General features: G+C 58.2%; 28 protein-coding genes and 1 pseudogene. 11 read left to right on the top strand and 18 right to left on the bottom strand.

Annotated features, from left to right (window positions below; genetic code table 11):
- Positions 1-361: 361 nt before the first annotated feature.
- Positions 362-1,441, bottom strand: coding sequence for an IS630 family transposase (locus DMO26_RS32105; RefSeq protein ID WP_117196346.1), 1,080 nt, complete (start codon positions 1,439-1,441; stop codon positions 362-364).
- A gap of 82 nt (positions 1,442-1,523) precedes the next feature.
- Between DMO26_RS32105 and DMO26_RS32100 the strand changes: the two genes are divergently transcribed.
- The 4 genes from DMO26_RS32100 to DMO26_RS32085 all read left to right on the top strand — a co-directional run bounded on the left by DMO26_RS32100 (position 1,524) and on the right by DMO26_RS32085 (position 4,551).
- Complete coding sequence (locus DMO26_RS32100; RefSeq protein ID WP_162895167.1) at positions 1,524-3,008, top strand: hypothetical protein; 1,485 nt, start codon at positions 1,524-1,526, stop codon at positions 3,006-3,008.
- A gap of 5 nt (positions 3,009-3,013) precedes the next feature.
- Positions 3,014-3,352 carry an antitoxin Xre/MbcA/ParS toxin-binding domain-containing protein gene (locus DMO26_RS32095; protein WP_060585355.1) on the top strand — a complete coding sequence of 113 codons (339 nt, stop codon included), beginning with the start codon at positions 3,014-3,016 and terminating at the stop codon, positions 3,350-3,352.
- A gap of 3 nt (positions 3,353-3,355) precedes the next feature.
- Entirely contained in the window at positions 3,356-3,931 is a 576-nt protein-coding gene (locus DMO26_RS32090; RefSeq protein ID WP_117196343.1) for an RES family NAD+ phosphorylase, read from the top strand.
- Between the two features lie 182 nt (positions 3,932-4,113).
- The gene (locus DMO26_RS32085; protein WP_162895166.1) at positions 4,114-4,551 is read left to right on the top strand and encodes a hypothetical protein; all 438 of its coding nucleotides are present in this window, start codon (positions 4,114-4,116) and stop codon (positions 4,549-4,551) included.
- Positions 4,552-4,634: 83 nt separating this feature from the next.
- Here DMO26_RS32085 and DMO26_RS32080 read toward each other — a convergent pair whose 3' ends face one another.
- Positions 4,635-6,233 carry a hypothetical protein gene (locus DMO26_RS32080; protein ID WP_162895165.1) on the bottom strand — a complete coding sequence of 533 codons (1,599 nt, stop codon included), beginning with the start codon at positions 6,231-6,233 and terminating at the stop codon, positions 4,635-4,637.
- 488 nt (positions 6,234-6,721) lie between these two features.
- Between DMO26_RS32080 and DMO26_RS34625 the strand changes: the two are divergent.
- Positions 6,722-7,140, top strand: a pseudogene (locus tag DMO26_RS34625) (integrase); the annotation flags it as partial.
- A 34-nt stretch (positions 7,141-7,174) separates the two neighbouring features.
- On the opposite strand, the gene DMO26_RS32065 reads toward DMO26_RS34625, so the two are convergent.
- The 4 genes from DMO26_RS32065 to DMO26_RS35205 all read right to left on the bottom strand — a co-directional run bounded on the left by DMO26_RS32065 (position 7,175) and on the right by DMO26_RS35205 (position 9,568).
- On the bottom strand, positions 7,175-7,579 hold the full coding sequence (locus DMO26_RS32065; protein WP_117196340.1) for a type II toxin-antitoxin system VapC family toxin: 405 nt from the start codon (positions 7,577-7,579) through the stop codon (positions 7,175-7,177).
- Positions 7,576-7,809 (bottom strand): AbrB/MazE/SpoVT family DNA-binding domain-containing protein, encoded by a 234-nt coding sequence (locus tag DMO26_RS32060; RefSeq protein WP_117196339.1) that lies wholly within the window; start codon positions 7,807-7,809, stop codon positions 7,576-7,578. The genes DMO26_RS32065 and DMO26_RS32060 overlap by 4 nt, the downstream gene beginning before the upstream one ends.
- Before the next feature lie 962 nt (positions 7,810-8,771).
- Positions 8,772-9,365 (bottom strand): GSU2403 family nucleotidyltransferase fold protein, encoded by a 594-nt coding sequence (locus DMO26_RS32055; protein WP_450088450.1) that lies wholly within the window; start codon positions 9,363-9,365, stop codon positions 8,772-8,774.
- Positions 9,362-9,568 (bottom strand): hypothetical protein, encoded by a 207-nt coding sequence (locus tag DMO26_RS35205; RefSeq protein WP_450088449.1) that lies wholly within the window; start codon positions 9,566-9,568, stop codon positions 9,362-9,364. The genes DMO26_RS32055 and DMO26_RS35205 overlap by 4 nt, the downstream gene beginning before the upstream one ends.
- Positions 9,569-10,105: 537 nt before the next feature.
- Between DMO26_RS35205 and DMO26_RS32050 the strand changes: the two genes are divergently transcribed.
- From DMO26_RS32050 to DMO26_RS32040, 3 genes are all read left to right on the top strand, one after another.
- Positions 10,106-10,933, top strand: coding sequence for a type IV toxin-antitoxin system AbiEi family antitoxin domain-containing protein (locus DMO26_RS32050; protein ID WP_117196338.1), 828 nt, complete (start codon positions 10,106-10,108; stop codon positions 10,931-10,933).
- On the top strand, positions 10,930-11,259 hold the full coding sequence (locus tag DMO26_RS32045; protein ID WP_226951495.1) for a nucleotidyl transferase AbiEii/AbiGii toxin family protein: 330 nt from the start codon (positions 10,930-10,932) through the stop codon (positions 11,257-11,259). The genes DMO26_RS32050 and DMO26_RS32045 overlap by 4 nt, the downstream gene beginning before the upstream one ends.
- A gap of 160 nt (positions 11,260-11,419) precedes the next feature.
- Positions 11,420-11,674 carry a transposase gene (locus DMO26_RS32040; RefSeq protein WP_319025424.1) on the top strand — a complete coding sequence of 85 codons (255 nt, stop codon included), beginning with the start codon at positions 11,420-11,422 and terminating at the stop codon, positions 11,672-11,674.
- Between the two features lie 29 nt (positions 11,675-11,703).
- On the opposite strand, the gene tnpC is transcribed toward DMO26_RS32040, so the two are convergent.
- From tnpC to DMO26_RS32000, 9 genes are all read right to left on the bottom strand, one after another.
- Positions 11,704-13,302 carry an IS66 family transposase gene (gene tnpC, locus DMO26_RS32035; RefSeq protein ID WP_117196336.1) on the bottom strand — a complete coding sequence of 533 codons (1,599 nt, stop codon included), beginning with the start codon at positions 13,300-13,302 and terminating at the stop codon, positions 11,704-11,706.
- 73 nt (positions 13,303-13,375) lie between these two features.
- Positions 13,376-13,648 carry an IS66 family insertion sequence element accessory protein TnpB gene (tnpB, locus tag DMO26_RS32030; RefSeq protein ID WP_264319385.1) on the bottom strand — a complete coding sequence of 91 codons (273 nt, stop codon included), beginning with the start codon at positions 13,646-13,648 and terminating at the stop codon, positions 13,376-13,378.
- 68 nt (positions 13,649-13,716) lie between these two features.
- A complete protein-coding gene (locus DMO26_RS32025; protein ID WP_226951494.1) occupies positions 13,717-14,148 on the bottom strand; it encodes a transposase in 432 nt (143 codons plus the stop codon).
- A 215-nt stretch (positions 14,149-14,363) separates the two neighbouring features.
- Positions 14,364-14,633 (bottom strand): hypothetical protein, encoded by a 270-nt coding sequence (locus DMO26_RS34620; protein ID WP_226951493.1) that lies wholly within the window; start codon positions 14,631-14,633, stop codon positions 14,364-14,366.
- Positions 14,606-15,274, bottom strand: coding sequence for a nucleotidyl transferase AbiEii/AbiGii toxin family protein (locus DMO26_RS32020; protein WP_226951492.1), 669 nt, complete (start codon positions 15,272-15,274; stop codon positions 14,606-14,608). The genes DMO26_RS34620 and DMO26_RS32020 overlap by 28 nt, the downstream gene beginning before the upstream one ends.
- A complete protein-coding gene (locus DMO26_RS32015) occupies positions 15,264-15,680 on the bottom strand; it encodes a DUF6088 family protein (protein WP_117196333.1) in 417 nt (138 codons plus the stop codon). Before DMO26_RS32015 ends, DMO26_RS32020 begins: the two co-directional genes overlap by 11 nt.
- Positions 15,681-15,946: 266 nt before the next feature.
- Positions 15,947-16,837 carry a hypothetical protein gene (locus DMO26_RS32010; RefSeq protein WP_117196332.1) on the bottom strand — a complete coding sequence of 297 codons (891 nt, stop codon included), beginning with the start codon at positions 16,835-16,837 and terminating at the stop codon, positions 15,947-15,949.
- Positions 16,838-16,906: 69 nt separating this feature from the next.
- Positions 16,907-18,154 carry a type II toxin-antitoxin system HipA family toxin gene (locus DMO26_RS32005; RefSeq protein WP_117196331.1) on the bottom strand — a complete coding sequence of 416 codons (1,248 nt, stop codon included), beginning with the start codon at positions 18,152-18,154 and terminating at the stop codon, positions 16,907-16,909.
- Positions 18,147-18,482 carry a helix-turn-helix domain-containing protein gene (locus DMO26_RS32000; RefSeq protein ID WP_117196330.1) on the bottom strand — a complete coding sequence of 112 codons (336 nt, stop codon included), beginning with the start codon at positions 18,480-18,482 and terminating at the stop codon, positions 18,147-18,149. The genes DMO26_RS32005 and DMO26_RS32000 overlap by 8 nt, the downstream gene beginning before the upstream one ends.
- Positions 18,483-18,712: 230 nt before the next feature.
- On the opposite strand from DMO26_RS32000, the gene DMO26_RS31995 reads away from it, so the two are divergent.
- Positions 18,713-21,067, top strand: coding sequence for a hypothetical protein (locus tag DMO26_RS31995; RefSeq protein WP_117196329.1), 2,355 nt, complete (start codon positions 18,713-18,715; stop codon positions 21,065-21,067).
- Between the two features lie 97 nt (positions 21,068-21,164).
- Here the strand turns inward: DMO26_RS31995 and DMO26_RS31990 are convergent, their stop codons facing one another.
- Complete coding sequence (locus DMO26_RS31990; RefSeq protein WP_117196328.1) at positions 21,165-21,857, bottom strand: DUF72 domain-containing protein; 693 nt, start codon at positions 21,855-21,857, stop codon at positions 21,165-21,167.
- 132 nt (positions 21,858-21,989) lie between these two features.
- Here DMO26_RS31990 and DMO26_RS31985 point away from each other — a divergent pair, with 132 nt between their 5' ends.
- Positions 21,990-22,205, top strand: coding sequence for a DUF3072 domain-containing protein (locus DMO26_RS31985; RefSeq protein WP_117196327.1), 216 nt, complete (start codon positions 21,990-21,992; stop codon positions 22,203-22,205).
- A 367-nt stretch (positions 22,206-22,572) separates the two neighbouring features.
- Here the strand turns inward: DMO26_RS31985 and scpB are convergent, their stop codons facing one another.
- Together scpB and DMO26_RS31970 are read right to left on the bottom strand one after the other, a co-directional pair.
- The gene (scpB, locus tag DMO26_RS31975) at positions 22,573-23,280 is read right to left on the bottom strand and encodes an SMC-Scp complex subunit ScpB (protein ID WP_117196326.1); all 708 of its coding nucleotides are present in this window, start codon (positions 23,278-23,280) and stop codon (positions 22,573-22,575) included.
- A 2-nt stretch (positions 23,281-23,282) separates the two neighbouring features.
- Positions 23,283-24,236, bottom strand: a complete 954-nt coding sequence (locus DMO26_RS31970) for a DUF1403 family protein (RefSeq protein ID WP_226951491.1) — start codon at positions 24,234-24,236, stop codon at positions 23,283-23,285.
- A gap of 236 nt (positions 24,237-24,472) precedes the next feature.
- Between DMO26_RS31970 and DMO26_RS31965 the strand changes: the two genes are divergently transcribed.
- Positions 24,473-24,727: a type II toxin-antitoxin system Phd/YefM family antitoxin gene (locus tag DMO26_RS31965; RefSeq protein ID WP_117196324.1), complete on the top strand. Its 255-nt coding sequence runs from the start codon at positions 24,473-24,475 to the stop codon at positions 24,725-24,727.
- The last annotated feature ends 29 nt before the right edge of the window (positions 24,728-24,756 follow it).

Here is a 24,756-nt window from a genome sequence, read left to right as displayed (position 1 = left end):
GCCACCCAAAGAATGGGCGATGGCAAAATCCCAATTCGCCGTTCTCTTCGCGGACCGCTTCCACGCCGCGAGGGCGTAAAACGAAATGTTTAACCGCACGCCCGTACACGAAATTCCTGACACTCCCGAATGAGGCGGAACAATCTAATCGGCGATCTGATCGCAATAAACGACCGTACCAAGACAACCACGCGAACTCACCCCATCCATCGTCCTGCGAAAGATACCTCCATATACAGCTATCGTGATGAAGAAGGGAAAGCTTGGATCATCCGGTTACCCAATGTCCGTAGAGAAATCTGTCGCAGCCCATTTGGTGTTACGCTTCTGAGGACGCCGGGTCGAACATGTGGTCGCGTTTCTAGTGGATGGAATCTAACGCTTGGTGCCCGCGTTTAACGGCGGCGATGATTTTGTCGGGATCGGCGGTCCAAGTGAAGGGCTTTGGCTTGTTGTTGTGCTCAACGAGGAAACGGTTGATGGCGGCCTGAAGATCGACGACGGAATGGAAAATGCCGCGTTTCAGACGCCGCTTCGACAGCCTGGCGAAGAAACCTTCCACCGCGTTGAGCCATGAGCATGAGGTCGGAGTGAAGTGAAAGGTGAAACGCTGGTGACGGTCGAGCCAGGCTCTCACCTTGGGATGTTTGTGGGCAGCATAGTTGTCGAGAATGACGTGGACAGCCTTGTCGTCCGGCACCTGGGCGTTAATGGCGTTGAGGAATCGAATGAACTCCTGATGACGATGACGCTGCATGTTGCGGCCGATGACGGTGCCGTCGAGCACGTTGAGGGCGGCAAACAACGTGGTTGTGCCGTGGCGCTTGTAGTCGTGGGTCATGGTGCCGAGCCGGCCCTTCTTCATCGGCAGGCCCGGCTGGGTGCGGTCGAACGCCTGGATTTGGCTTTTCTCATCGACCGACAACACGATGGCGTGGGCTGGCGGATCAACATAGAGGCCGACGACGTCTCGCAGCTTGTCGACGAATTTCGGGTCGTTGGACAATTTGAACTGCCGCCACCGGTGAGGTGCGAGGCCATGGGCTTTCCAGATACGCCTGACTGCGCTGGCGCTGATACCGGCGGCCGTCGCCATCATGTCGGCCGTCCAGTGCGTCGTCTCGCCCCGCGGATCAGCCAGCGTCAGGGCCACCACACGCTCGGCGACATCGGGTCCGAGCCGCACAATGCGCGAAGGCCGCGTCTTGTCGCGCAATAGACCCTCGACGCCTTCTGTGGCGAAGCGCTCTTGCCAGCGCCATACGCAGGTCTTCGATTTGCCGGTCTGGCGCATAATCTCGACAGTCCCGACGCCATCGGCACTCAGCAGAATGATCTCGGCCCGCCAGACGTGCTTTTGGGCCGCATCGCGATCCTTGGTCAAGGCCATCAGGCGTTGGTAATCGGTTGGCGAAACGGTGAACGATATTCCTGTGCGCATGCGCCAGACTCGCATGCCAACCCAGCAAAAGGAATCCCATACCGGACTCTTATGTCAGGCGGTAACCACTAGGACAACCTGCGTGCCCCTCAGTTTTATCCGGTTGTTCAATCCCGTACCGACGTTTGAGATACCACGCGCGGACGTACTTGAAGATGTCATTGACTTTATGATTCGTGTTTCATATTTTTACTTTGTGAAACCGATTTGGAACAGGCCGATGGCCGGAAACAACGTCATTGCATTCCGAAATCCAGTTAGCCCGATCGCGCATTTCATCCGCATCGGCGAAGCTCATAAGAAGTTTGGCGAACTCTATGCCGCAGGAAGGCTGCCCATTCGACGGGTCGTCATCGAGGCATCACGCCTTCTTTTCCAAAGAGACTTCATCGCAGATCTTCGTCGTGATGGCGTGGAGATCGTGCTCGATACGCAAGTCGCCGAACTGAGCGCGAAAGCGCGCTTTGCAGGTGCTGTTCGCCACGCACCCTGGGCCGTCGCGGGCGAGTTGCTGGGTCCTCAGCATTTTGCAGCAAACGCATCGACCGATATCATAGGCCAGATTGCCCGTTTTGCCGTGGCGCACAATATTGACACAGTGCTTGCCCCAACCCATTTCCTCGCCGACCCGGACCACGCGGATTGGCTGTCGGTCGATCGCGCTTCCTGCCTTGCCTTGCGCGCAGCACTCGATCGTGAAGGTGGGAAGCATATTGCTATCGATTACCCGGTCATCCATTCGCATGTCGCGATCAACGACGGGTCACAGCGCAGCGAGGTGGTAGGCGCACTGAACGACCTGCTCTTCAATCTGTGGCTGCGTCTTTCCGGCCTCGGCCATGAAGCCAAGCCGCAGACCACGCGGCAATTCCTTTTGTCGCTGCAAGGCATACATAATCTCGGATGCCCGATCATCATCGACCATCTTGACGGTTTGCTTGGCCAGGCCGCGTTGGCATTCGGCGCCGCTTCCGGACTTGCGCACGGCATCATGGAGCGCAATCAGTTCGACGCGCGATCCTGGCATAAAGAGCCTGAACCGCGCGACGAGGAAAGCGGCTTCGGTAAGACGACCTACATTCCCATTCCCGGGCTGGCGAAATCCCTGAAGCGTAACGAATTAGAATACTTGTCCAATGCTCGCGGCGGTAAACGAGCGCTTGGGTGCCAGGACGTATGCTGCTCCCATGGTGTGACGAATATGTTATCCGACACGCGCCAACACGCGGCCCGGCAGGCCTTTGCTGCCGTGGAAGTGTTTACTCCCGTGCCGGATCATAATAGGGAGCAGTTCTTCCTGGAAAAGCCGCTGCGTGAGACCGAACGCATTGCCAGGACCATCAAGGACCTCCGGCCGAACGCCAAGGACGCGGCCCGGTTCGGTATCGACGAGAAGGGAGCTGCGAGCTTGACGAAACGCCTGACGGATCACCACGGCCGCGTCGTGAAGCTTGGCGACACTCTGACACTGATGCATGAAACTCGCGGAAAAGGTGCTCCGCGTGCCAAAACGGCGTCCGGCCCACGAATTTCAGGTCATTCCGATAACACTCAGCAGATGCGATAATTGCCATGCAAGGAGCAGTACCAAGATTTCTTAACGAGATCGGCGAAGCCGGTGGCTTGAAGGGCACCGACATCGCCAATATCATGGACGTGTCGAAAGCCACCGTCTCACGTTGGCGCGCGGGCGATATTAAACCTCAGCCACGCAATGAGCTGATCCTTTCTGATTTGCACTATGTCGTGACCCGTCTGACGGACTATTACTCGTCGGATGAGATCCGGACCTGGCTTTATGCCCGCCATCCGCAGCTGAACGGCGAGCGGGCGATTGACCTTATCCATCAGGACCGTGCCATCGAAGTGCTGAAGGTCATCGACCGACTCGATAACGAGGTTTTCCTGTAAAGCATGGTTCACATGCGTAGAAGCCGGGACAATGCACTCATCGACGCGATCGAAGCCCTTACACCTGTTCGGTTTGAAGGCACTGTATGGCGGGTGGTCCGTAAGGGACGATCACCGGTCGATTGCGCGCGTGCTGGCGGCCGTTGGGACGACGGGACCTTCGATGTGCTCTATACCTCGCAGGAGCGCGATGGAGCGATAGCGGAGATGTACTTCCATCTCGGCCGCGGGCAGCCCGTCTTTGCGTCGAAAGTGGAATACGGGGTGCATGAGCTGGACGTGACGGTTGATCGCGCGCTTCAGCTTGTGGATCTTGATGCGTTGCGAGCTCTTGGCCTCGATACCTCCCGTTACGGGCAATTGTCCTACGACCGAGCAAGTGACGAATACCCACGGTCGCAGGATATTGCCGAAGCCGCGCATTTTCTTGAATTCGACGGCCTCGTCGTTCCAAGCGCACGATGGAATTGCATGAACGTCATCCTGTTCTGCGATCGCGTGCCGCCTGACGCCATGGAAATCGTTGCGGACCACGGTCTTATAGACTGGCCCGAATGGATCAAAGCCAACGCACGTTAGGTCGCGGTCGGCCAAACATCAGGAAGCTACGGAACCCGGGCACTCAGTTAGATAGGCGGCTTTCTGATATTTCCATTGAAGGCTGTGGGGCAAAAGCCCACCACGGCTTGTCCTCCAAGGACGGCGTAAATGGATGCCTATTTTCACCTACTGGTGGGATTACGAATCCAACGGGGCAAGGTATGGCGCGGGGAACAGGTCAGGGCGAACATATAGACCCAGCAATGGCGCTACCACACCTGCTCAGAATGCTAAGCGAGACAGACGACGCTGACACACTGACGATGCTGTGGGCCGTTCACGCGCTGCAAAACGACAGATCCGCGTCCGCCGAAAAGCACCTCAACTTACCACCACAGGCAAACACGTCGAGCATGGATTCGCCTTTCGCCGTGCTCTCGTGGGACTTCGAAACGCTGATCCCACTCATGTTGAACATGCCCAAGGCGGTTTCACCACCGTGGCTAAGGCAACCAATGAATGTGCGGGCGTTCAATACCGTCGCGAACCTTATAAATCTGCTGCGCGCAGCGGACGAGCACGACTCGGGCGACAGGGTGACGGTCGAGATTGTCCTGAAGGAAATGCACCGAATCGCTCATCGAACCTTCGCGTGGTAGCGAGGGTGGGCCAATGTGCCGGAGACATACCGCAGCCTTTTCATCTACGGCCAAGGTCGGAGCGGGCAATTCTTCGAGGAGGCCTAGTCGGACCGTCCCCCTCTGCCACGATCACGGGTCCGGGCCTGCAAACTTCGGGGAATGCTGTCGCTCCCGCCGGCTGGGCTGCGCGAACCTTCGGAGCCCACTGGAGAGCGCGATGCAATCCGTCCGGCTTCACCGCCGGACAGCGAGGGCGGCCGGCTGCCGGAGCGGGACGATGTCGCTTGCTGCAAGCGGGCAGTTCTATCTGCGACATCTGCCATTTCCGCATAGACCTGTGAGACTCGTCGAGGGTTCTCCTCCGGAAAGTGGATCGTCTGTGCGGCTTCACTGCTGAGAGGCGACAATTGCGGCAACGTGCTGCTCACACCCGTCGCAATCACATTGTTGTTCGCAGGGCTCCGTTCATGGTTCTGGTACCAATCCCATGTCTCGATGCTTTCCTGCAGCATACCGCCGATGGAGTCATTTGCCCCCAGCAGCCGCTCGACCCGGATTGTGTCGTGCTGCTCGTGAAATTCTTGCGTGGCGGCAACGACGCGGCAGACATCGTAGCCATGGATTTGGATATCGTCGGATATGCCTCGCGGCGCGGCATCCTCAAGATAGGACAAGCTTTGGTCGATGACCAACCGTCTTTCCTGCCGCTCAAGGAGCGGCAGGTGCGGTTCTATTGCGGTGAGCGCTTCGGCGCGTTCGGTCTGTGAAGCCATGTTGGGAATTTCGTTGACAACGAGCTGTCGGAACTGTGGTTGCCGGAGGAGGCCGGGGGCGTGTTCCACAACGCTGGTGGCGAAGATGGGTCGCAGCTCGCTAAATCTGCGCAACAAGTCGCTCAGTCGCGATTTTTGATTGCGTGACAGGTCGGAATAGTTGCGCGCGAGCCTGTCAGAGGCATCCGCCCTGCGTTCATGGTAAAGCTCGCCCAGTTCAACAAGGCGCTCGATGTTGATATCCGCGTTCGGATCGTCGATGGCGTGGTCGTACTGCGCGGGATCACGATTTTCCTGTCCTATGGACGATGCAAGCGAAGCTGGCCGTGAGGGCGATGCCAGCCTTTCGGTACTTGACGTGCGCGTCGGCGACCTCCTCCCTCCCTCGCCTTCCATATCCCGCTCAAGCTGCCATTCGTTCTGGTGGCGCTGCAGCGCCGGCCCGATCTGGGGATGACGAAAAAGGGTCTGAAGACGATCGTTGTCTCTGGTCGAATGGTACATCGACATCTGCGCAAGAGCGCGGCTGGTCCTCTCGATACCCCGGTCTTGTGGATCCCGGTTTGCTGCATCTGTGGCGGGGTTCGAAATGCGCGACTCAAGATATGCTATTGAGCCGCCAATAAGCAGCGATCGCTGTTCCGGACCAAGTTCGTGAGCGTATGGCGCCATGGCGGCTGCGGCAAACAGCAGATGGTCATCGGACATGTGGCGAAGTTCACGGCCGACGAACTGTCTCCATTCCGAGCGCTCCATGAGCTCGGGATTGGCCTCAATGATCTCCTCAGCGAACATCGGACGGAGGTCTGCCGACCTTTCCAATTCCGATTTCAGACGGGCTTGGGCGTCAGGCGCCATGGTGTCATATTTGCTGACAAGATGCCAGGCAGCAGCGCGTCGAACCGGATGCTCGAGCAGATCGGGCATCACAAATGTCTCAAATAGGTCGGCTGCGGTTTCGCGTGACATTTGATAGGGCATCTATCGCCTTTTTGGACTTCGTGAATATGTGTAGTGTTCGCCAGCCGGATTGACGTGGCAAATCCAGTCGCCTTTCAATTGTAGCAGTCGGGCAGTTTCTTCGGCCTCGGGGCTGTGGCATCTCCCGACACGGGTCGGGTCGGGTCTTGCCGGAGGAACCGTCGAATTTTCCCAGGGGAATGGCCTCTCAGGTGGCGCCGGGGGCGCTGATGTCGTCCGTTGCCCCGTTTACACCTTAGATGAGCTGATGGACCGCGGCCAGGAATTCCTTGCTTCCGCAAGCGAAGCGCAGTTTGTGGTGCAACCTGGTCCTTTTCCAGTCGACAGTGCTGGCTCCGCCCAGATTGCCGAGGATAGGCAGTGCTGCCATGACGCCTCATGTCGAATCGCCCAGGGCCACGTAACTGTCCGTTTCACCCATGGCGACTTCAAGAACCAATAGCGGCAAAACCGGCTGGCGCGAGGTGGAAATCGGCGCGGCTCGTCGGATGCCACCTGCCCCGTCATCGCCATCGAGACCTGGATCAGGTTCGCCCGGGTCGCTAAAGGGCCCTCTTCCGCCGCGTCACCGGCTAGGGAAGAATGTCGGGCCTGATCGGCTGAACGATCAGGAGGTGGCGCGCCTCGTCAAGAAGACGGCGCTGGCGGCCGGTGTGCGCGGCAATCTTCCGGAGATCGAGCGAGTCTAAAATTTGCTGGGCATTCGCTGCGCGCCTGCCTCGCCTCGTCGGCCGAGGTCGACGAGCGGCATGTGCAAAAGCAGCTCGGCCACGTCTGCGCCGAAATGACCCGTCCTTGTCAGCGCCCGCGCGATCGTTTCCGGATAAATCTCATCAGGGCTGCGGGACTATAATCGAAGCAGCGCCGCCTCCCCGACCTCACATTGATCACGAATTCGGCGTGATCAACTCAACTGTCGGGAAATAGGTTTGATAACGGCCGGTGTCCCGCGTCAGCAACGGAAGTTTCTGCACGGCGGCCTGCGCGCCAATGAAAAAGTCCGGCAATACACCAGTGCGCGAACCGCCGGCCCTGCGGTATCGTGTGAATACCTTTCCCGCGAGAAACGACGCCGCACGCGGCAATGAGGTTAGTTCCAAGCCGGCCTCTTCGACAAATGCATCCAAGTCTTCGATGCGTTCGTAGCGAACAGCGAGTTCCGCATAAATCACGTCGTTGATCAACAATGGTCCTGCAAGACTGGCCGCCTCGAGCTGCGCGACAGACCAGTCCGCCCAGGCCGGATCGTTGGTGACGAGGTCGAGTAGGACATTGGTGTCAACGAGTGTCACGCTTCGCCACGCGTCATCGCCATGATGGCCTCGGTATCGAGGCCCTTCCCGGCATGGCCGCGGAGTTTTTGGAAGCGGCTGGCTGGCTGCGTCTTGTCAGCCCTTACCAGGACGACGCTGCCATCGGCAGCCCGATGGAAATCGACCTTGCTACCAGGAGCAATTCCAAGCAGGTCTCGAACCGCCTTGGGGATCGTCACTTGCCCTTTTGCTGTGACTGTCGTGGTCATTTCCGTCACCTCGTAATACCAGATTTATAAAAGGTATTACCGCCGGAGGCAAAAATCAATACAATAGGCTCGATCGTTCGTGCACGACGCTTACAAACGACCGGTTACTTCCGCCGGTGTGTTCGTACAAAGCCAAGAATGGCATATGTCGATAAATTTCGACTCCATCGGCACGTTTTAGGGATATGTCGTCGCCAACGACATATCCCGAGGTAAGGTCTGCTGGAAAGGAAGTTTTCGCATGCCGTTCCAGCCCGACTGCCCCACGAATATCGGACTGATCTATAACAAAGGGCTCTCTAAGCAGAGACCTCATCAGCCTTCCGGTAGCAGCGGTTGCCAGCACCACCATCGTTCGTCCATGAAGACCCGTTAAGCCCCTCCCAGTCTCGGATGTCTGCAATAGCTGTCCCGCAGCCGACCAGAATCTTTGCTATTGGGAGCTCCCAACAAAACGAGAACCAGAGCACAACATTGGCATTCAATCCGCTGCAGGAGGCCCTGTCGTTTTGCAGTTAATCGTGAGACTCAGCAAGCAAGCATTGCAACGATATAGCCGGGGGCACATTATTTGAGATTGCAGTTCGTGATTTGGCACCTAATTTGATATCTGCCGCTGGCCGTGGCGCGATCAAGGGCTTGCTGCCGCACGGGCCGCATAACGTCCGCGACGTGGATCGCCATGTCAATCCCAACGGCGATTGCTGTGTCACGAGTTTCTTTGAACTGCAGACCACATTATACAGAGTCAGATCCGTTAATGTGATGGGATACGAACTTGCGACCTGCGCGCCTCTCACGCGTAACTACACCTGATGTCGTGCAACAGCACTATGGTCGCTTTCTTCCGCAGGACAAGGCGGCATTGGCCGCCAAGATTTTGAAGCAGGTCTGCGAAGTGGCAGGGATAGCTGAGTCAGACAAAGCTTAGGCTCAGCGCAACCTGATGCGAATGAGCATTGTCATAGAGCCCGCCTTTTCGAGGAGGCCCAATCTTTATCGCTTGAGAGTGCCAACCATTCGATTGATAGCGTCCCAATACTCCTTGTGCATGGTTTCGGCCCCTTCCGTGATCGCCAGCTTCCAAGCAGGCCCGCGATCCCATGCCTCCTCCAGAGCGTCAGCCAGTGAAGGCCCACGGCCCGTGACCGGCAGGGCGTCGAATAGTATTCCTGCCTGTCTAAGGTCTTTATCCCGTTTGGCCTGGCCGCCGGCGTCGTTTTGGCGGCGACTGGCAATGATAAGCTTGGCGGCAGCGAATCCGCCACCTCGGCGGAAATCGCGAAGTCCTGGGCTAGGTCTGCATCACCTGTTAGGATCGCTGCCGAAGGCAGACGGATGCCAAGATATGCCGAGTAGCATTGAAAAGCGACCGTGCCGATGAGAACACCGCGCAACCGGAAGAGACCGGCCTTGGCAAGCGCCTGTACGATATCCCCGGTAAAGCGATCAGCGGCAATCAAACCGGCCTCGCGCGTTAGCGTGGAAACGAACTTGCGGCGAGCCTTAAAGTCTGACTTCTCACCCTTGAAGGTTTCGACCCGTTTCGAAATCAAGGGATCGCCGGCAGGCCCGACGTACCGGCGCTCTGCCCACCCTCACCATCGGGTTGGTCGAAATACCAATAACGCGGACCATCGACTGCCACCGGCACGAATCTACCCGATGGGGGGAAGTCTTCCGCCCAATCATCATCAAATGCCCGTTGCTGGAGTTCGGCGACCATGGTGCGGAACATGAGATCAATCTGCTTACTCATGGCGGCCTCTATATCGTTTTCACAAATCTAGTATAGATACAACCTGTAAGCAAGCTTGGCTGCTGCCACGCCTCAACTCCTCCAATACCAGTCACCACCCACTCTGATCCTCATTATACTATTTTCTCTAATATAGTATAGCACCGCGGTCGAGATGCCCGCTCTTGAACGGATTCGGACCGCCGACCCTGTCGCTCGAGCAGCATTTATTTGTGCTAATTTTTAGAAGCGAGACAAAAACTTGCGCTTCAGGATTGCCGATCGAGAGCCAAGCACGGACTGATTGGTTTGCTTGTTCAAGACTGATTAATCGCCACGGGTGGCAGGCCTATTTGAATGGCTACTTCTGGCCTAACTGAGGATCTGAATGGTGAGAAAATTCGAGAAAATGGCGGCGGTCATCTACCCCGGCGGCCGGCATCGGTGGCGACTACGCCAGCGAGTCATATTGCATTTTCCGCAATAAGGGCGGATTTTCGAGAATGATTCAATTTGGGTATCATATTGAGTTTTCCGCGTTAAAGCGGATAATGAGATATGATGCAAATCGGGCGACCCACACTGTCTTCCTACGCTTCTGGGCTACTTGCTGCGGGCCGGGGAGTTTTTTCTGCGGATGAAGCCCAGCAGGAGATCGGCATCAGCCGCGGCGCATTCCTTGACGCCGCCGAGCGTTTGCAGCGGCGCGGTCAGCTTATCCGGCCCCGTCGCGGCTTCTATGTGGTTGTGCCGCCTCAGCACGCCATCATGGGAGCACCACCGCCGGAGTGGTATATCGACGCCCTGATGCGCCACGAAAAGCGACCCTACTATGTGGGATTGCTGACGGCCGCCGCCGCCCATGGCGCCTCCCACCAGGCCACCATGGAATTTCAGGTCGTCACGAACAAACTCCTGTCCGATATTGAGGTCGGGCGAACGCGGATCGTGTTTTCATACCGCAAGGATATGGGAGCGGTGTCGGCGGGAATCGAAGACCGCAAGACGCCTTCGGGATATATGAAGCTATCCTCGCCGGAACTGACGGCGCTCGACCTCGTACGCTATCCGCATTCCGGGGCTGGTCTGGACAATATTGCGACGGTGCTTTCCGAGCTTGCCGAACGATTGGAATCCGAGAAGCTTGCCTTCCTGTCGGGTGCTTTCGAGAAGGCGGTCGCACAACGCCTCGGACATCTGCTTGGAAGGCTGGGGCACTCGCAGATTACAGGAGCGATGTTCGTAGCACTATCGGCACGCGGGCCGTTGCCATGGGTCGAACTCGATCCGAAGCAGGCGGGAGATCCAGATTTGTCGCCGCCGCCATCCGAACGCGATGAACGTTGGCGTGTAATCGTTCGCCAGCCGCCGGCGGTCGACGAATGATACCGCAGGACTACATCACTGCTTGGAACCGTGTGGTGCCATGGGCAAGCCAACGGCAAGTCGAGCAGGATCTTATCATCAGCCGCGCGATTGTAGCCATCTTCTCTGATCCGTTTCTGCGCGATGAACTGCGCTTCCGCGGCGGCACTGCGCTCAACAAGCTGCATTTCCCGAAGCCGTTGCGCTATTCGGAAGATATCGACCTTGTGAGGACGACTGCCGGTCCCATCCGCCCGTTACTGGAGCATCTGCAGGACGTTCTCGATCCGTGGCTGGGCAAGGCGAGTTTCGATCAAAGCCCGGGCTTTGCTATCAATACTGGATAAAACGGTTGGTGCAGAGGATGGCGCCATTATCCCAAATGGGCTCGACAAAGCGTTAAAGCATATCGCGTCGAAGAGCCCGCGTCTAGAATCCGACATTCGGTTCCAAAGGTTGCTAACGCTATCCCGCCGTAAGCGGGTAGGCCATCCCACGTAGCGCGGCATGGAAAGATCGCTCATTTTCGGCATGACTCATGCGGAGAATACTATGAGCGACAGTGTGAATCATGCTCGTTCCTTCGAGGTTTTGACGGCGACGCCGGTACGGACGAGGCGTAAGCCACGAGATTGGCCGGATGCAGAGAAGGCTCGGCTGATTGCGCAGACGATGCAGCCGGGGGCGAATATATCAGCGATCGCTCGCGCTGAGGGGCTTGATCCGGTAATCCTCCCGGGCATTAACGGGGTTCAAAAGTAGAATTTTCTCGGCAATATGATCGTAAGCGGTCAGGCGGCCACGTCTGGCCTAAAGTTCCACGGCATCAGAGCCTCAATATCCTGAGCTGGCCATCCATTGGCCATGCGAACTAAGGTCTGTGTGAGCCAGGCGAGTGGATCGACGTCGTTCATTTTAGCTGTCTGCAAAAGGGTCGCGATTGTGGCCCATGTATTGCCGCCGCCTTGGCTTCCGGCAAATAGACTATTCTTTCTCGTAATCGTTTGGGGACGGATCGCACGCTCGACGATGTTGGAGTCGATCTCAATGCGGCCGTCACTGAGAAAGCGTTCCAGAGATTGTCGGCGGGTCATTGCATAGCGGATCGCTTCCGCGGTCTTGGACTTGCCAGAGACCTTCGCCAGTTCCTTTTCCCAGATGTTAAAAAGGTTGGCGACAATGGCGGCGGATCTCTCCTGTCGTGCGACAGCACGGGTGTTGGCATCCTTGCCGCGGATCTCATCCTCAATCTTCCACAACTCGGCCATCGCCTTCACCGAGGCTGTCGCAGCCTGATTGATGCCACCGATATGCAGTTCGTAAAATTTGCGCCTGACATGCGCCCAGCACCCTGCCAACGTGATGGTTTCATTGCTGCCGGCCTTGGCCTGCTCTTTGACCATGCTTGTGTAGGCACCGTGCCCATCAACCTGAAGAATGCCGTTGAAGCCGCTCAGGTGACGGGCCACACAGCGCCCACCTCTGCTGTCTTCAAATCTATAGGCGACCATCGGTGGTCCTGATCCCCCGAACGGCCGATCATCACGTGCATAGGCCCAAAGCCACGCCGTCATTGCCTTTCCCGAACCAGGCACCAATGTCGGCAATGTCGTTTCGTCGGCAAACACCCTTTCACCCGCCTTGATCTTCTCCAGGATGTAATCGGCCAGGATCTTGAGCTCGAAGCCGAGGTGGCCCATCCATTGGGCCATCAACGAGCGGCTCAGCGCCACGCTATCACGCAGGTAGATCGCCTGCTGACGGTAGAGGGGTAGACCGTCGGCATATTTGGATACGGCGATGTAGGCCAGCAGCCGTTCGCTTGGCAGGCCAGCTTCGATGATATGGGCAGGTGCCAGAGCCTGCAGCACGCCGTCACGCCCTCTGAACGCGTATTTCGGCCGGCGGGTAACGATGACCCTGAACTTTGGTGGGATGACATCGAGCCGCTCGGATCGGTCCTCGCCAATCAGAACCTTCTCCAGGCCTCGGCACTCTTCAGGGATTTCAGGTTCAACTACCTCCTCGATGCGTTCGAGATGGGCGCCAAAGGCTTTGCGTGGGCGAGCCTCCCGCTTCGGCTTGTCTTTGCGGGATTGGGTGAGTTCGCTGTCGATCGCCGCCAGCCCGGTCTCGACCTCCTCGAAAGCGAAGTCGATTTGATCGTCGTTGACCCCCAGTCGCAGCCGCTCCGAGCGGGTGCCTTTCTGGGCCCGCTCCAGCACTTTCACAATCGCTGTGAGGGTGGCGATCCGCTCGTCGGTATCTTTCTTAAGCGCCTCAAGTCGGGCGATTTCCGCTCGGGCAGCAGCACCTTCTGCACTCATGGCGACGATCATCGCCTTGAGTGCATCAACGTCGTCCGGAAGGTTCGAAGCAGAGAGCGTCATAGCAGGAAGTAGACCACAAATCGTGATCTTTTCCTAGCGTTTACAGTAACATGCGGCGACTTTCTTGTTGGGTTCAGCCCGTCGAAAGCGGCCTCCTGATCGTCGCGGGACGGATCTTCTTCCAATCCATTCCGGCCACAAGCGCCATGAGCTGGGCATGATCCAGACGGATGCGCGCCGCCGTCGCTGCAGGCCAGCAAAAGCCGTTTCCTTCGATAACTTTCGAATAAAGACAGACCCCGCTGCCATCCCACCACACGATCCGCACACGGTCCTTCCGCTTGGAACGGAACACGTAAAGGGCGCTATTGAACGGATCAAGGCCGCCATCTCTGACCAATGCCATCAACGAGGCCGCCCCCTTGCGGAAGTCGACCGGTTGGCACGAGACGTAAACGACAACCCCAGATGCGATCATGCTTGACGCACCGCCCTGAGGATCTTGCCAAGATAATCCGGCTCAATATCCCCGGCAACGCGCACAACGACGTCACCTATAACGATCTCCACCGGCGAACTGGCAACAGCTTCGACGCGTGCGAAACGAACCTGTTCATGCGCCCCTTTCGAAAGGGGCACAACCGATCCCGACGCCAATGCCTTGCGACGCCAGCCGTAAAGCTGCGAGGGATCAAGCCCCTCAGCGCGAGCGATCGCTGATATATTCGCCCCCGGCTGCATCGTCCGCGCAATCAGCCGAGCCTTCTCTGCATCCGGCCAATCTCGTGGCTTACGCCTCGTCCGTACCGGCGTCGCCGTCAAAACCTCGAAGGAACGAGCATGATTCACACTGTCGCTCATAGTATTCTCCGCATGAGTCATGCCGAAAATGAGCGATCTTTCCATGCCGCGCTACGTGGGATGGCCTACCCGCTTACATCCCGCCGTTAGATCTTGGAAAGTTCGCCGTTCGAACAAGAGACCTAGCGGCCGTGGGTTGCAAGCGACAAGCGGATCTCGTCACTCCTCTTGATAGGAATTGAGCGGCAAACCCGCGCCTGAGGCTTCGATAAGCTGTAGGAAATTGTATCAAAATTTCCTACAGCACTCCGGTCATCAAGTCAGGCCTTGCGAAGTCGGTCAGCGAACCGCTGCGTCGCCTCGAAGGCCGCTTTGAAATCCCGCCTCTCGCCGTAGACAAGGTCACCGAGCAATTTCGAATAGCCCGCTGCGAACTCCGTATGGCTGGCCATGACCTCGTACGTCCGGAGTGTCTCGGCCCTGGGATCATCCTTGTAAGCAGGATAGTCGCCCGCGCGTGTCGCGGCTTCCGCCTTCATGATCTCGAGTGCGATCGTGACCGCTACATCAGGATCGTACTGACCATCCATCCGCGATAGATCGTAGACATGCCGCACGAGCGTGTGGTCGAGGGCGCCAAGGCCCGAAAGGCAAAGCCCGCCCGACGCGCTAGAGCGACGAACTTGTCTGCGGCGGTTTCCACCAGCCTCACACACTTGACATCGATGGCTTCCGGCTTCTCCTTCTTTGCCTCCGCTACGAACGACGACACCGAGCGTCTTTCCGGCGCTGTCGCGACCGGAAACGACGAGAGTTCGATCTTGATCTCCGGACGCAGGACGCCTTCGCCTTTCGCAATCGGCTCATAAGGCAGATCGTATCGGACGTATTTGTCGTTTTGCTTCACCTCATATTTGCCGTCGACAACGAAACCGGCCTCGGCCAGCCGGTCGTTCACCTCGCCCCGAAGACGCTTCAGGACGCTTCGCGAGGTGGATTTTTCGCCGATTATGCGGAGGTCAATGTCTTCCGACATTCGCTCGAGCAGGCGGTAAGCGCGGCCGAGCGCGGTCCCACCGCCGAACGCCAGAGTGAGACCATCGACCTCGACGTCGTGAATCGCTGCAAGCGCTTGAACGACAAACCAGTCCTTCTCGACCAACGCTGCTGACGGAAGTCCAAAATACTCCTGCACTTCGAGAAGTGTCTGACGATCGGGCTTACCTTTCAACGCGAAGCTCCGTGCGACCGTCGGAAAGTCGCCGGTTGAAACGCGTCTTGACCTTGACCGTCGGATTGACCGGGATCTGCGTCGAGCGGCCTTCGTTATAAGCCTTGATGCTGTCGCTCTGCTCCCAGGCCACGCCAAGCTTGGTAAGGGCCTGAAGTGCTGCACTATGGAAACCGTTCGAGCTCGAAATAATCGGCCGGCCCGATATCCGCGACCGCATCGCGCGGGCATAGACGCCATAGCCGAGGCGCATCAGGCTGCCGTCCTTGACAAGCGACCGCAAAGCGCGAAGAACCTGATCCTCGCCGCTCAGATCGGCAAAATCGCGAGGCAGGAAGACGTCGGTCTTCTTGGTCCTGGCGACTCGATTTTCAATTCGCTTTTTCAATGTCTTCGGCTGGCTCACGGTCAACCTCGTTGTTACAAAAACCCGACAACATATATATGCAAAAACCCGACATCTGACAAGGTTTATCCTTCTCCCCCTCGATCTCCCGAGCAGAGTAATTTTTGCCCTCGCCTAGGCCCTAACCCAACGGTCGTAGGAGCAGAACGCATCTTACCCGGACTATCGACTTGTGTTTGCATTTCGGGTAAGGCCGATAAATCCAATTTACCGGCGAGAGTGGTTGGAGACAAAGAAACCCCTCGGTGATCTTCCTCGACCACGAATCAAACCAAGTAGGGGTCCCCCGTTAAGACTAGAACCGATAATTCTGGCTTCGAAGATCGCAACGCATCAACGTCCGCAACGTACCGCTTTGGCTCGGCATAAGGGATCGCGACCCCGGAGCTGCTGTCGACGGAGCGCATCTTCATTTCAAAACAGGCAAGGGCACTTCCAACGGTTATGAGCTTGCTAGCAAGCGGAGTTATGACGAGGCGGCTTCCTCCGATCACAGATAAGGTCTTCCGGAAGCGCAGCATTGCTTCAAGCAGCTGTCGGTAGACCTCGAATGGGTGGCCCTCATGCGCATATATGATGTTGCTTAAAGGTGTCTGTCGTTTGGCGAAAAGCGTGCTGTCATACTCTGTAAGAAGTTTGTCACCTCGACGCGGGTCTTTTGAGGGGTGCGGGAGAATAGGACAAATTTCCGCCCAGTCGGGGATATTGCTTTCCACTTTCAGCACTTGGGCGAGCCGGTTCTCCCCTAAAATCGGGAACCAGACCATTGGCATATCGCGCAGCGTTTCGGATTGGAAGACCTCTGAGTAGCCAGGGATCAGGACAAGGTCGTTGCTCGGGTCTTGGGCGGCAATTTCGCTGTCCAGTTCTGGATCTTCGCCGACGAGAACTTGAAACGTCACCCCACCGTGCGTCAGCAGATCCTGATCGCCCGTCGCAGGAATAATGCGTGCCAAGATGGACAGCATAATAGTAAGGTAAGCAATCCGAGGCAGCGAGCTTACGTCGAGAACGATGTCAGTCACGCCCTCCAGATAATCAAGGATTTTAGAGGCGCCCAGCCGTAGCATGATCGTTGCATTCAGCTCTTCGTCTTCCTCGGTCTCATCAATAAAATAAGTTTCAACTTTCCCGATGGTGCCGAATATTCCCTCCAAAATAGACGCGTTGAAGTAGACTTAAAGAAAGCTCATTGTGCGCGCCTATTCGCTGAATTTACCGAACAACTATAGAGCAAGCGCTCGCTTCAGGTCGTCATGCTCGAAGGCGCTGGCCATGCGATTGATTTCGCTAGTCCTCGCGCCTGCCGTTTTGGCGGTCTCCCGCCACGTTGCCGTTACGGTTGCAACCTCTTTGATAATGACGCGTGCCTGAGCCAGCGTGAGCGCAAAATATCCCGATGCGGCCTGCAGGAGATCGAGCGAGCAGGTGCCTTCATCGAGATCGATATTGGTGGTCAGCACCCGAGCTTTGAGATCGGTCGGAACGGGGTTGAGATCGTAGGCCGGCGACAATAACCAACCCGCCTTTCCCAGCCACAGGAATCCGTGATTGCGCAGATGATCGTCGACGTTGGAGGTCAACACGTTGAACACCACACGACGATAGAGAGCGTGCGCATCCGTCTTTCCCTGCGCTCCGTGCTCGGCGAGCGCGTCGACAATTTCAGGATAACTGCCGCGCTCACCATCCCTAACGCCCATCATCGCCATTGCTGACAGAAACGGAATGCGGATGGCGCCGTTGCGATCAAAGCGTCGAGACAACATGACGGCTTTGCCGGCTACTTCGATCAATTCGTGGCGCGGGGTGGAAATGCCGGCCTGACCAGCGAGCCGGAGGGCGATCTCCTCCCAGGTCTCCGTGCTGTATTCGTCGGTCTCTTTCGGAAACTTTGCGATGGATAGATGGCCATGCTGATCGATGACAGATGCCTTGGGCCGCGCGCCACCCAATGACGAACCGGGAGCGAAAATGAGCTGGAGGTCTTCGTCTGTCTCTTCATCGCGCAGAATGCGCTCGGTGATCTGCAGAAGCCGACCAAGCTCGATGACGGCAGGGACACCGGTCTGGATGGGAGCCTGGAAGACCTCCTCGCCGACCCATCGGAACCGAAGCGCGCCGAGGCGGGTTTCGTCGGCAACCCCCAGCAGGTAATCGCTTTCGGCGAGGGTGCGAACAGCTCGCGCCTCGCGTTCGGCGCTGCGACGCTCGGCGCGCTGCATGAGCCGCCGCCCCCAGGTGTCGGGAGCAGAGTCGCCGATCGACCCGAACGTTGCCAATCCCGCCGGAGGAGCGAATGCCCCGCGGGTCAATGCGAGCGCGGGTTCCAGCGAGAAGCGATCAGGATCTTTCAGCCAGGCATCGTCATACTCGAACAGTATGGTCTCTGAGCCGCGGATGCGATTGCTCCTCGCCAGTCCAATTCTGCGGGTGTCTCCAGCAAGGTCTATATGAACTTCGAAGTCAGCCATCGCGAGACGATCCCGACGCGGGCTTAAGACGAATGCGCTTCGGCAGATCGGCACTGGCAAGCGCCTGGCCGACACTGTCGTTGCTGATGTCAGCAACCTGGGTCAGCCTGTCGAGCAGCCCTAATGCCTGGAGGACGCCCGCATAGATTCCGATACTGACAGTCGTGTCGCCCGCCTCGATCCTTTGTAGGGTCGAACGCGAGGTAAAGGCGCGCTCTGCCACCACCGCCATTGGCAGCTTACGTCGGCGACGAGCGTCCTGGATATCCGCGCCAAGCTTCCGCAAGGCTCGCCGGACGGCTGCCGGTGGTTGATGTGGAGTAGGCATATGGGACTTTCGCGCTACAGAAGTTCCCTTTATGTAGCACGAAGCTAACAATATTTCCAGTGAGGCGTGTCGCTCCGTTAGAAGGCTAGCCCTGTGCTTGTGGATGCTTCACTGGGCCGCTGCGACGTCCGTCACTGCCTACCTGTTCGCCCTGGACGTTACATCCTTTGTTAAACGAGAGCTTCTATTTCGGCTCGCCCTCGGCATTGGGCCGAAAAAGGAATTTTAGCATGCCAAAGCAAGATATTGCCTCACGTCAGTTTCAACGGAAAATCATCGAATTCTGTGATGTGCGCATTGCACCAGCCACATCCACGCGGGTCCTGGAGAATATCAAGCCCTACCTCGTCAGCCTAATCATTTATCGCAAGTCACCGCCTTTGCTGAATGGCCGCATCAACTGGACAGCCATTTCGGATGCCTGCGGGATCGAAGCTGACTTGACACCCGAGCTGAAAAAGCAGCTCCGCCCCGGCCTCGACGCCATCATCCGCTGGCTCGGTGCGCCGGCAGCTTTGGAAGACAGACCATCAAAGCCGAAAAGCAAAGCGGTCAAGCCCGGTATGGGCGCGCCAGCGTCGACCACATCATCCACGCGCAAGCCGCAACGAATGAGAAGTGACGGAGCTGCCTTCCAATCCGCTTCAGCACAGAGAGGCCCAGAGCCAAAACCGATACAGGAGTTTCCGGAACCGCTGTTCGAGGCGACGGACGATCCGGAAACCTTCCGCGACGCGCTAGTCTACCATATGCGCCGGTTCGGCGACAGTTATTGGCAGCTCTACCGTGCCGTCGTCCGCCTCGGTGAGACCTTCGACGACAAGACCCTGTTGTCGTGGATCCAGGGTGAACGGGTGCCGAGATCCATTGCTAGCTTCGATATCCTGTCGCGTATTGAGCGACGGTACCAGCTGCGACAGGGCTATTTCAAGGAGAAGCTGCCGCACCAATCGCGATCGCTTCACGGTCATGATCTCGGCGACATCAGCCCCGCCGACCGGCGAAGGCTGGCCTGGCATCTGCCGGACGATTTTAGCAGCCTGCTATTCTTCAAGCGAGAGGAGATCCTGGACTGGGTGCGTCGGATCATCATTTCCGGCTCGACCGATTATCGTCGCTATCAGGCGGCGGCGAGCAAGCAACGGTATGCCATCCGCTTTCCGGGTGTCACCTATGGTGCAGGTTCTCTGTCTCCGCGATCTCCCTTTCTCACCACTGGCACGAACAGCAGCGCGGACGTTCCATTCGAAGATCCGGACCTGCTGTCTGGCGTTGTCGACGCGCCGCCGCGGCTCGCAATGGAAATGGCGGACCTGATCCGCTTCAAGACCTCGACGCTGACGGCGATCGGTTTCCAGCGCAATGGCGTCTGGGGCGAAGAAACGGCCTCGCAGAAGATCGAGCATCTCGGACTGATGTTTGGCGCGCTCGCCGCCTCGCCTGCGGGCATCGTCAAAGGTCGCGGTGTTCCGCTCAGCCAGTTGACCTTCGGCCTGCTGATCTTCCCGGGCGTGTGGGACTGGTATCTGCAATGGCGCGAGCGGCGACGCGGCTTCTACACCAAGTGGGAAGAGGACATGCTGATAGTGGCCCAGGCTCTTACCCGGGCAGAGGTGGGCTGGATCCGCCAGCACCCCGAGCTTCTGAAAAATGTCAGGCCGATCGAAGGCCTCATCGCGCCCGAAGAGATCGAATTCGCCGCCCGGGACTGGCACGGCGCTTGCGATGCGTTTCACCGGCATGCCGCCAACCGCTCCAAGGAGGTTCAACGGGTCATGCGTATCCATCGCGATCCGTTTGAGCCGATCATGGTGATCCTGGAAGCCGACAGTCCGCTGGCGGAGTATCGCAAGATCACCGACGAGATCCTGAAACGGATGCCGGATGAAGATCGTTATCCGCGACCGGCCGCGGAAGCCGTCCGGTCCTTCCTGATGCTTCGGCTCGGATTGCATCTGGGGCTTCGGCAGAAGAACCTCCGCCAGCTTCGCGTCTGCCCGCGCGGTCATTTTCCGACGTCCGAGCGTAGGTTGGAAGACATGAAGTGCGGTGAGTTGCGGTGGAGCGATCGCGAGCGTGGCTGGGAGGTGCTGATCCCATTGGTGGCCTTCAAGAATTCCGGCTCGTCCTTCTTCGGGCAAAAGCCGTTCCGGCTGATCCTGCCGGACTTGCTTGACCTCTACAAATACCTGGAGGCCTATATCGACCGGCATCGCGGTGTGTTGCTCGGCAGCGCCAAGGACCCCGGCACGTTCTTCGTCAAGACCGTGAAGACAACGAGCCACGATGCGGCTTATGACTCGACAAAGTTTTATGAAGCATGGAGGACGATCATTCAGCGGTACGGTATCTATAATCCCTATACCGGTCGCGGCGCGATCAAGGGCCTGCTGCCGCATGGTCCGCATAACTTGCGGGATATTCTCGCGACGCACATTCTGAAGCAGACCGGATCCTACGAGCAGGCAAGCTACGCAATCCAGGACACGCCCGATGTGGTGCAGCAGCATTACGGCCGATTCCTTCCGCAGGACAAGGCAGCACTCGCGGCAAAGATCTTGAACCAGGTTTGGGAAGCCGCCTGATCAGAAAGGGTGGAGCGCTCTGGTGCTCCATCCGTTTCGCCGAACAAACCGCCTCGATTCTGCTTCGATATCAGCTAGCGGAGAAAAGGGGACAAGTTCAGCGCATATCAAGCATGGTCAGAGCGTTTTCGATCGCGGCGCCCGAGGCGGTATTGTCGAAAACGCACCACCCATCCGGTGCTGACCGTTTCGAGAACGACCTGATCTCCTCGTCGGTATAGCTCGAGTAGTAGATTTTTGGCTTGCCGTGCAGACGCACATATTTCGGCGGTGTGTTGAATTCTTTCGCTGGCCATACCGGCGCCGGATCGGCAAGAACCCGATCGATCGCGTATCTCTTCAGCAGATCCAGTGCCTCGGCCGACGCCCAGCTCTTGTGCCGCACCTCAATGACGATCGCCCCGTCAACGGCATTCCGTATCGTCTTGAACGCGGTTTCGAGCACGTCGGCTTCGAACGCGAGCGACGGTGGCAGCTGGCAAAGCAGCGGTCCGCGTTTTTCTCCAAGCGGCGCGATATCTTCAAGAAAGGTCTCGAACGGCTCGGCGATGTCTTTCATCGCGCGGCTGTGGCTGATCTCCTTAGGAATCTTCACCGCAAACCGAAAGCTGTCCGGGACGGACTCCGCCCACCGTGCGAAGGTGGACGTCTTGTGACGGCGGTAGAAGGTCGAATTGATCTCAACGCCGTCGAAGACCGACGCGTAGCGGGTGAGGCCACTTCCTTTCTGCGCAAACCGGTCCGCCACCTTTTTCGGGATGGACCAGGCGGCGGTGGCAATGATCGGCAATCGTCTGCTCCTCGGCGTGCAAATGCACGAGCGAAACGAAGGGCCGACAGCCGAGTTCCGTGCGCGGATCGAGCAGACACCGGAACCATCAACCGGCCAAGAACGTTTGCAGAACAAATTCAGGAGATCGTTATGAATGACAACCCGAAAACCGATACCTCGTCCAATACGCAGAAGGACCCGGACGACTGGGTCAGCGGTGACGAGCCGATGACCGGCGCGCAGCGCTCCTATCTGAAGACCCTGTCGGAACAGGCGCATCAGCCCGACGTCTATGCGGAAGATCTGACAAAGGCCGAAGCCTCGAAACGCATCGACGAACTCAAGCAGTCGCTTGACCTGGAGTAATAGGTACCCTCTGACGGCGAATGGACCGCCGTGTTTCCAGATGGACGGGACTTTGTGCGCTGCAGCACTTAGGATCGTCAACCGCGAAAGGACGCGACTATGTCAGACCTGAAGCTTGGTGAACCGATCCCGGCAGCCATTCCCGGTATTGAGCCGGTCAGCAGCACGGACGTTCAAGATGCTGCCGAGGCGGTAATGCGGCCTTTCCAGGATGCCCTCGGCAGTACCGCGGCCGCCGATTCCGACAGCGCGTTGTTCGATCAGTTGCTTCTGCTCCCGATGAAGCTCGGCCAGTCGGTCGCGCTGGCCTCGACGGCGATGTTCGTCAGTCCACTGTCAATGACAAGGCGGCTGGAGATGGCCGGCATCACTCGATCAAGGACGGTTCTTCGTCCGTCTCGCTTTCGCCGCCGTCCGAGGCGGCGATTTCGTATTGAACTGCCTGTCGGCTCAGCAGGCCCGCGTCCTCGAGCGCTTCGATGTTCGGCAGGTCGCGTAGCGTCTCCATGCCGAAGGCCGAGAGGAAGTGCGGCGTAGTTACATAGGTGTACGGCGCCCCTGGCGTCGGGCTGCGCGGCCCGGAGCCGATAAAGCCCGCCCCCCGCAAATTGCCGATGGCGTCGCGACTGACCTCCTTGCCAAAAATCTTCGACAGTTCACCGCGGGTAACCGGCTGGAAATATCCCACCGCCATCAGCACCATCGCCTCGAATTCCGACAGTGGTGCCGCACCTCCCCGCGTCGGCGCCGACGAAGCGCGGATCGTCTCGGCGAACCGCGGTCGGGTTCGATGCTGCCAGCCGCCGGCGACCGACACCAATTCATAGGGTCGATCCCGAAGCTCCTCGATGAGATCGTCGATCAGCAGATCGATGCTGCAATCTTTTCCTACCACACGCGCCAGCGTCTCTCGGCTGACGGGCTCGGCCGAAGCAAAGATCACCGCCTCCACCCGCATCATCCATTCCCGCCAGCGCATCTCCGCCGGGAACTGATCCAGTTCACGATCATAAAGAAGTTCGTCTGCGGCGTTTGCCTTTCGACGAGATGGTTTGAGTGCAGGAGATCCGGCCATGATCACAATCCAAAAATTCGGAAGGCGGAGCGGCCGGAGAGCTCTCGTACCGCCTCAGAACTTTCGAGCCGCTCGAACAGCCGGTTGGCCGCCCAGCGCGAAAGGGTGCTGCCTGGCGCCGACGCCGGCACAGCGTCTTCGGTAAGCAATCTGCGGATCACCGGCTCGGCGCCTTTGGTTCGTACTTTCGGAGCAACGGCCAGCAGCCGCGTGGCGCGTCTATCGATGTCGACGGCGGACCGCAACGCGGCGTCGACACCATCTACCAATGCCAGGCAGATGGCTTTTGGATAAGCCAGCTCGCCGGGCCGCACGCGGCCTCTCCCGCCGATCGTGCGGAAGGCGGGCCCAAAACGTTCGGGCAACAGTAGCGGCATGGGTTTCGGCCATTTCAGTTTTTGCGCCAGCACGACATCCGCCAAGCCGAGCGCCAAAACCTCGGCGTCCGGACGAACCGCCGAGATGGCTGTGATCAGGTCGGCCACCGCGAAGGGGGCTGCTCGCCCGGACTGGGTGGCAGAATCGACGATATCCGTGATCGAGGCAAGGCCCTCATCCCAGCGGATCCCCAATAACCCAGCGAACTCCTTGATGAACGGTGTGGTGATTGTCCCGGATCGGCGGGTCATCATTCGTGCGGCCAAAAACAGATTTCCACCTGGCCCGGGATCATCGCCAGCGGCGGTGAGTAAAAGCGCGTCACGCAACGCGTGTTCGTCTTCGTTGCGACCGACCATTTTCGCGACGACGGCGGCAGATTTGAGGGCGATGCGATCGCGCCAGCAACCGAGCCAGGGCGGATCGGAGCGGATCAGATCGTCAAGCAATTTCAAGCTGATACCGGCAGTGAAGGCGGCGTCGGCTTCGCTGATGTCGCGGCCGCGCGGGAGCGCCCAGGCTGGCAGGCGGGGTGACCAGAGCGAGGTGCTTGTGGTGGCGGATGTGAGCGAATCCATGCGACGGAGCATAAATCAAGCGCGCGGTTTAGGCCAGCGATAACGCATAAAACCGCACATATTGTCGGCAAGATAAAACGTCCGATAATGTTGCATTATCGTTCGTTGTTGCCATTATAGAGAGGCGTCCGGTGAATCGGGAAAAACCACCCTCGATCAGCGGAATTTTTGGTGCTTTCGCCCGTCGGCAAAGCACTATATAAGGCTAGACAGTCTAGCTAGTTTGGAGCAAACGCATGGAGTGGCAGCTGCAGGACGCCAAGAACCAGTTCTCGAAGGTGGTCCAGAAGGCGCGGCACGAAGGGCCACAGGTGGTCACGGTGCGCGGCGAGCGCACCGCCATCGTGCTGTCGGCCCACGACTACGATACGCTGCGGGCCGGGCGGCCGACCCTGGTCGACGATCTGCTTGGCGGCCCGGCGTGGGACGACGAACTCGCCGACGCGGTCGATGCGCGCTCGAAAACGCCAAGCCGCGGTGTGGCCTTCTAATGTATCTCGTCGACACCAACATCATCTCA

The sequence above is a fragment of the Rhizobium terrae genome, assembly GCF_003425685.1.
GTDB lineage: Bacteria > Pseudomonadota > Alphaproteobacteria > Rhizobiales > Rhizobiaceae > Neorhizobium > Neorhizobium terrae.
This window is presented reverse-complemented; position numbering and strand designations above follow the sequence as displayed.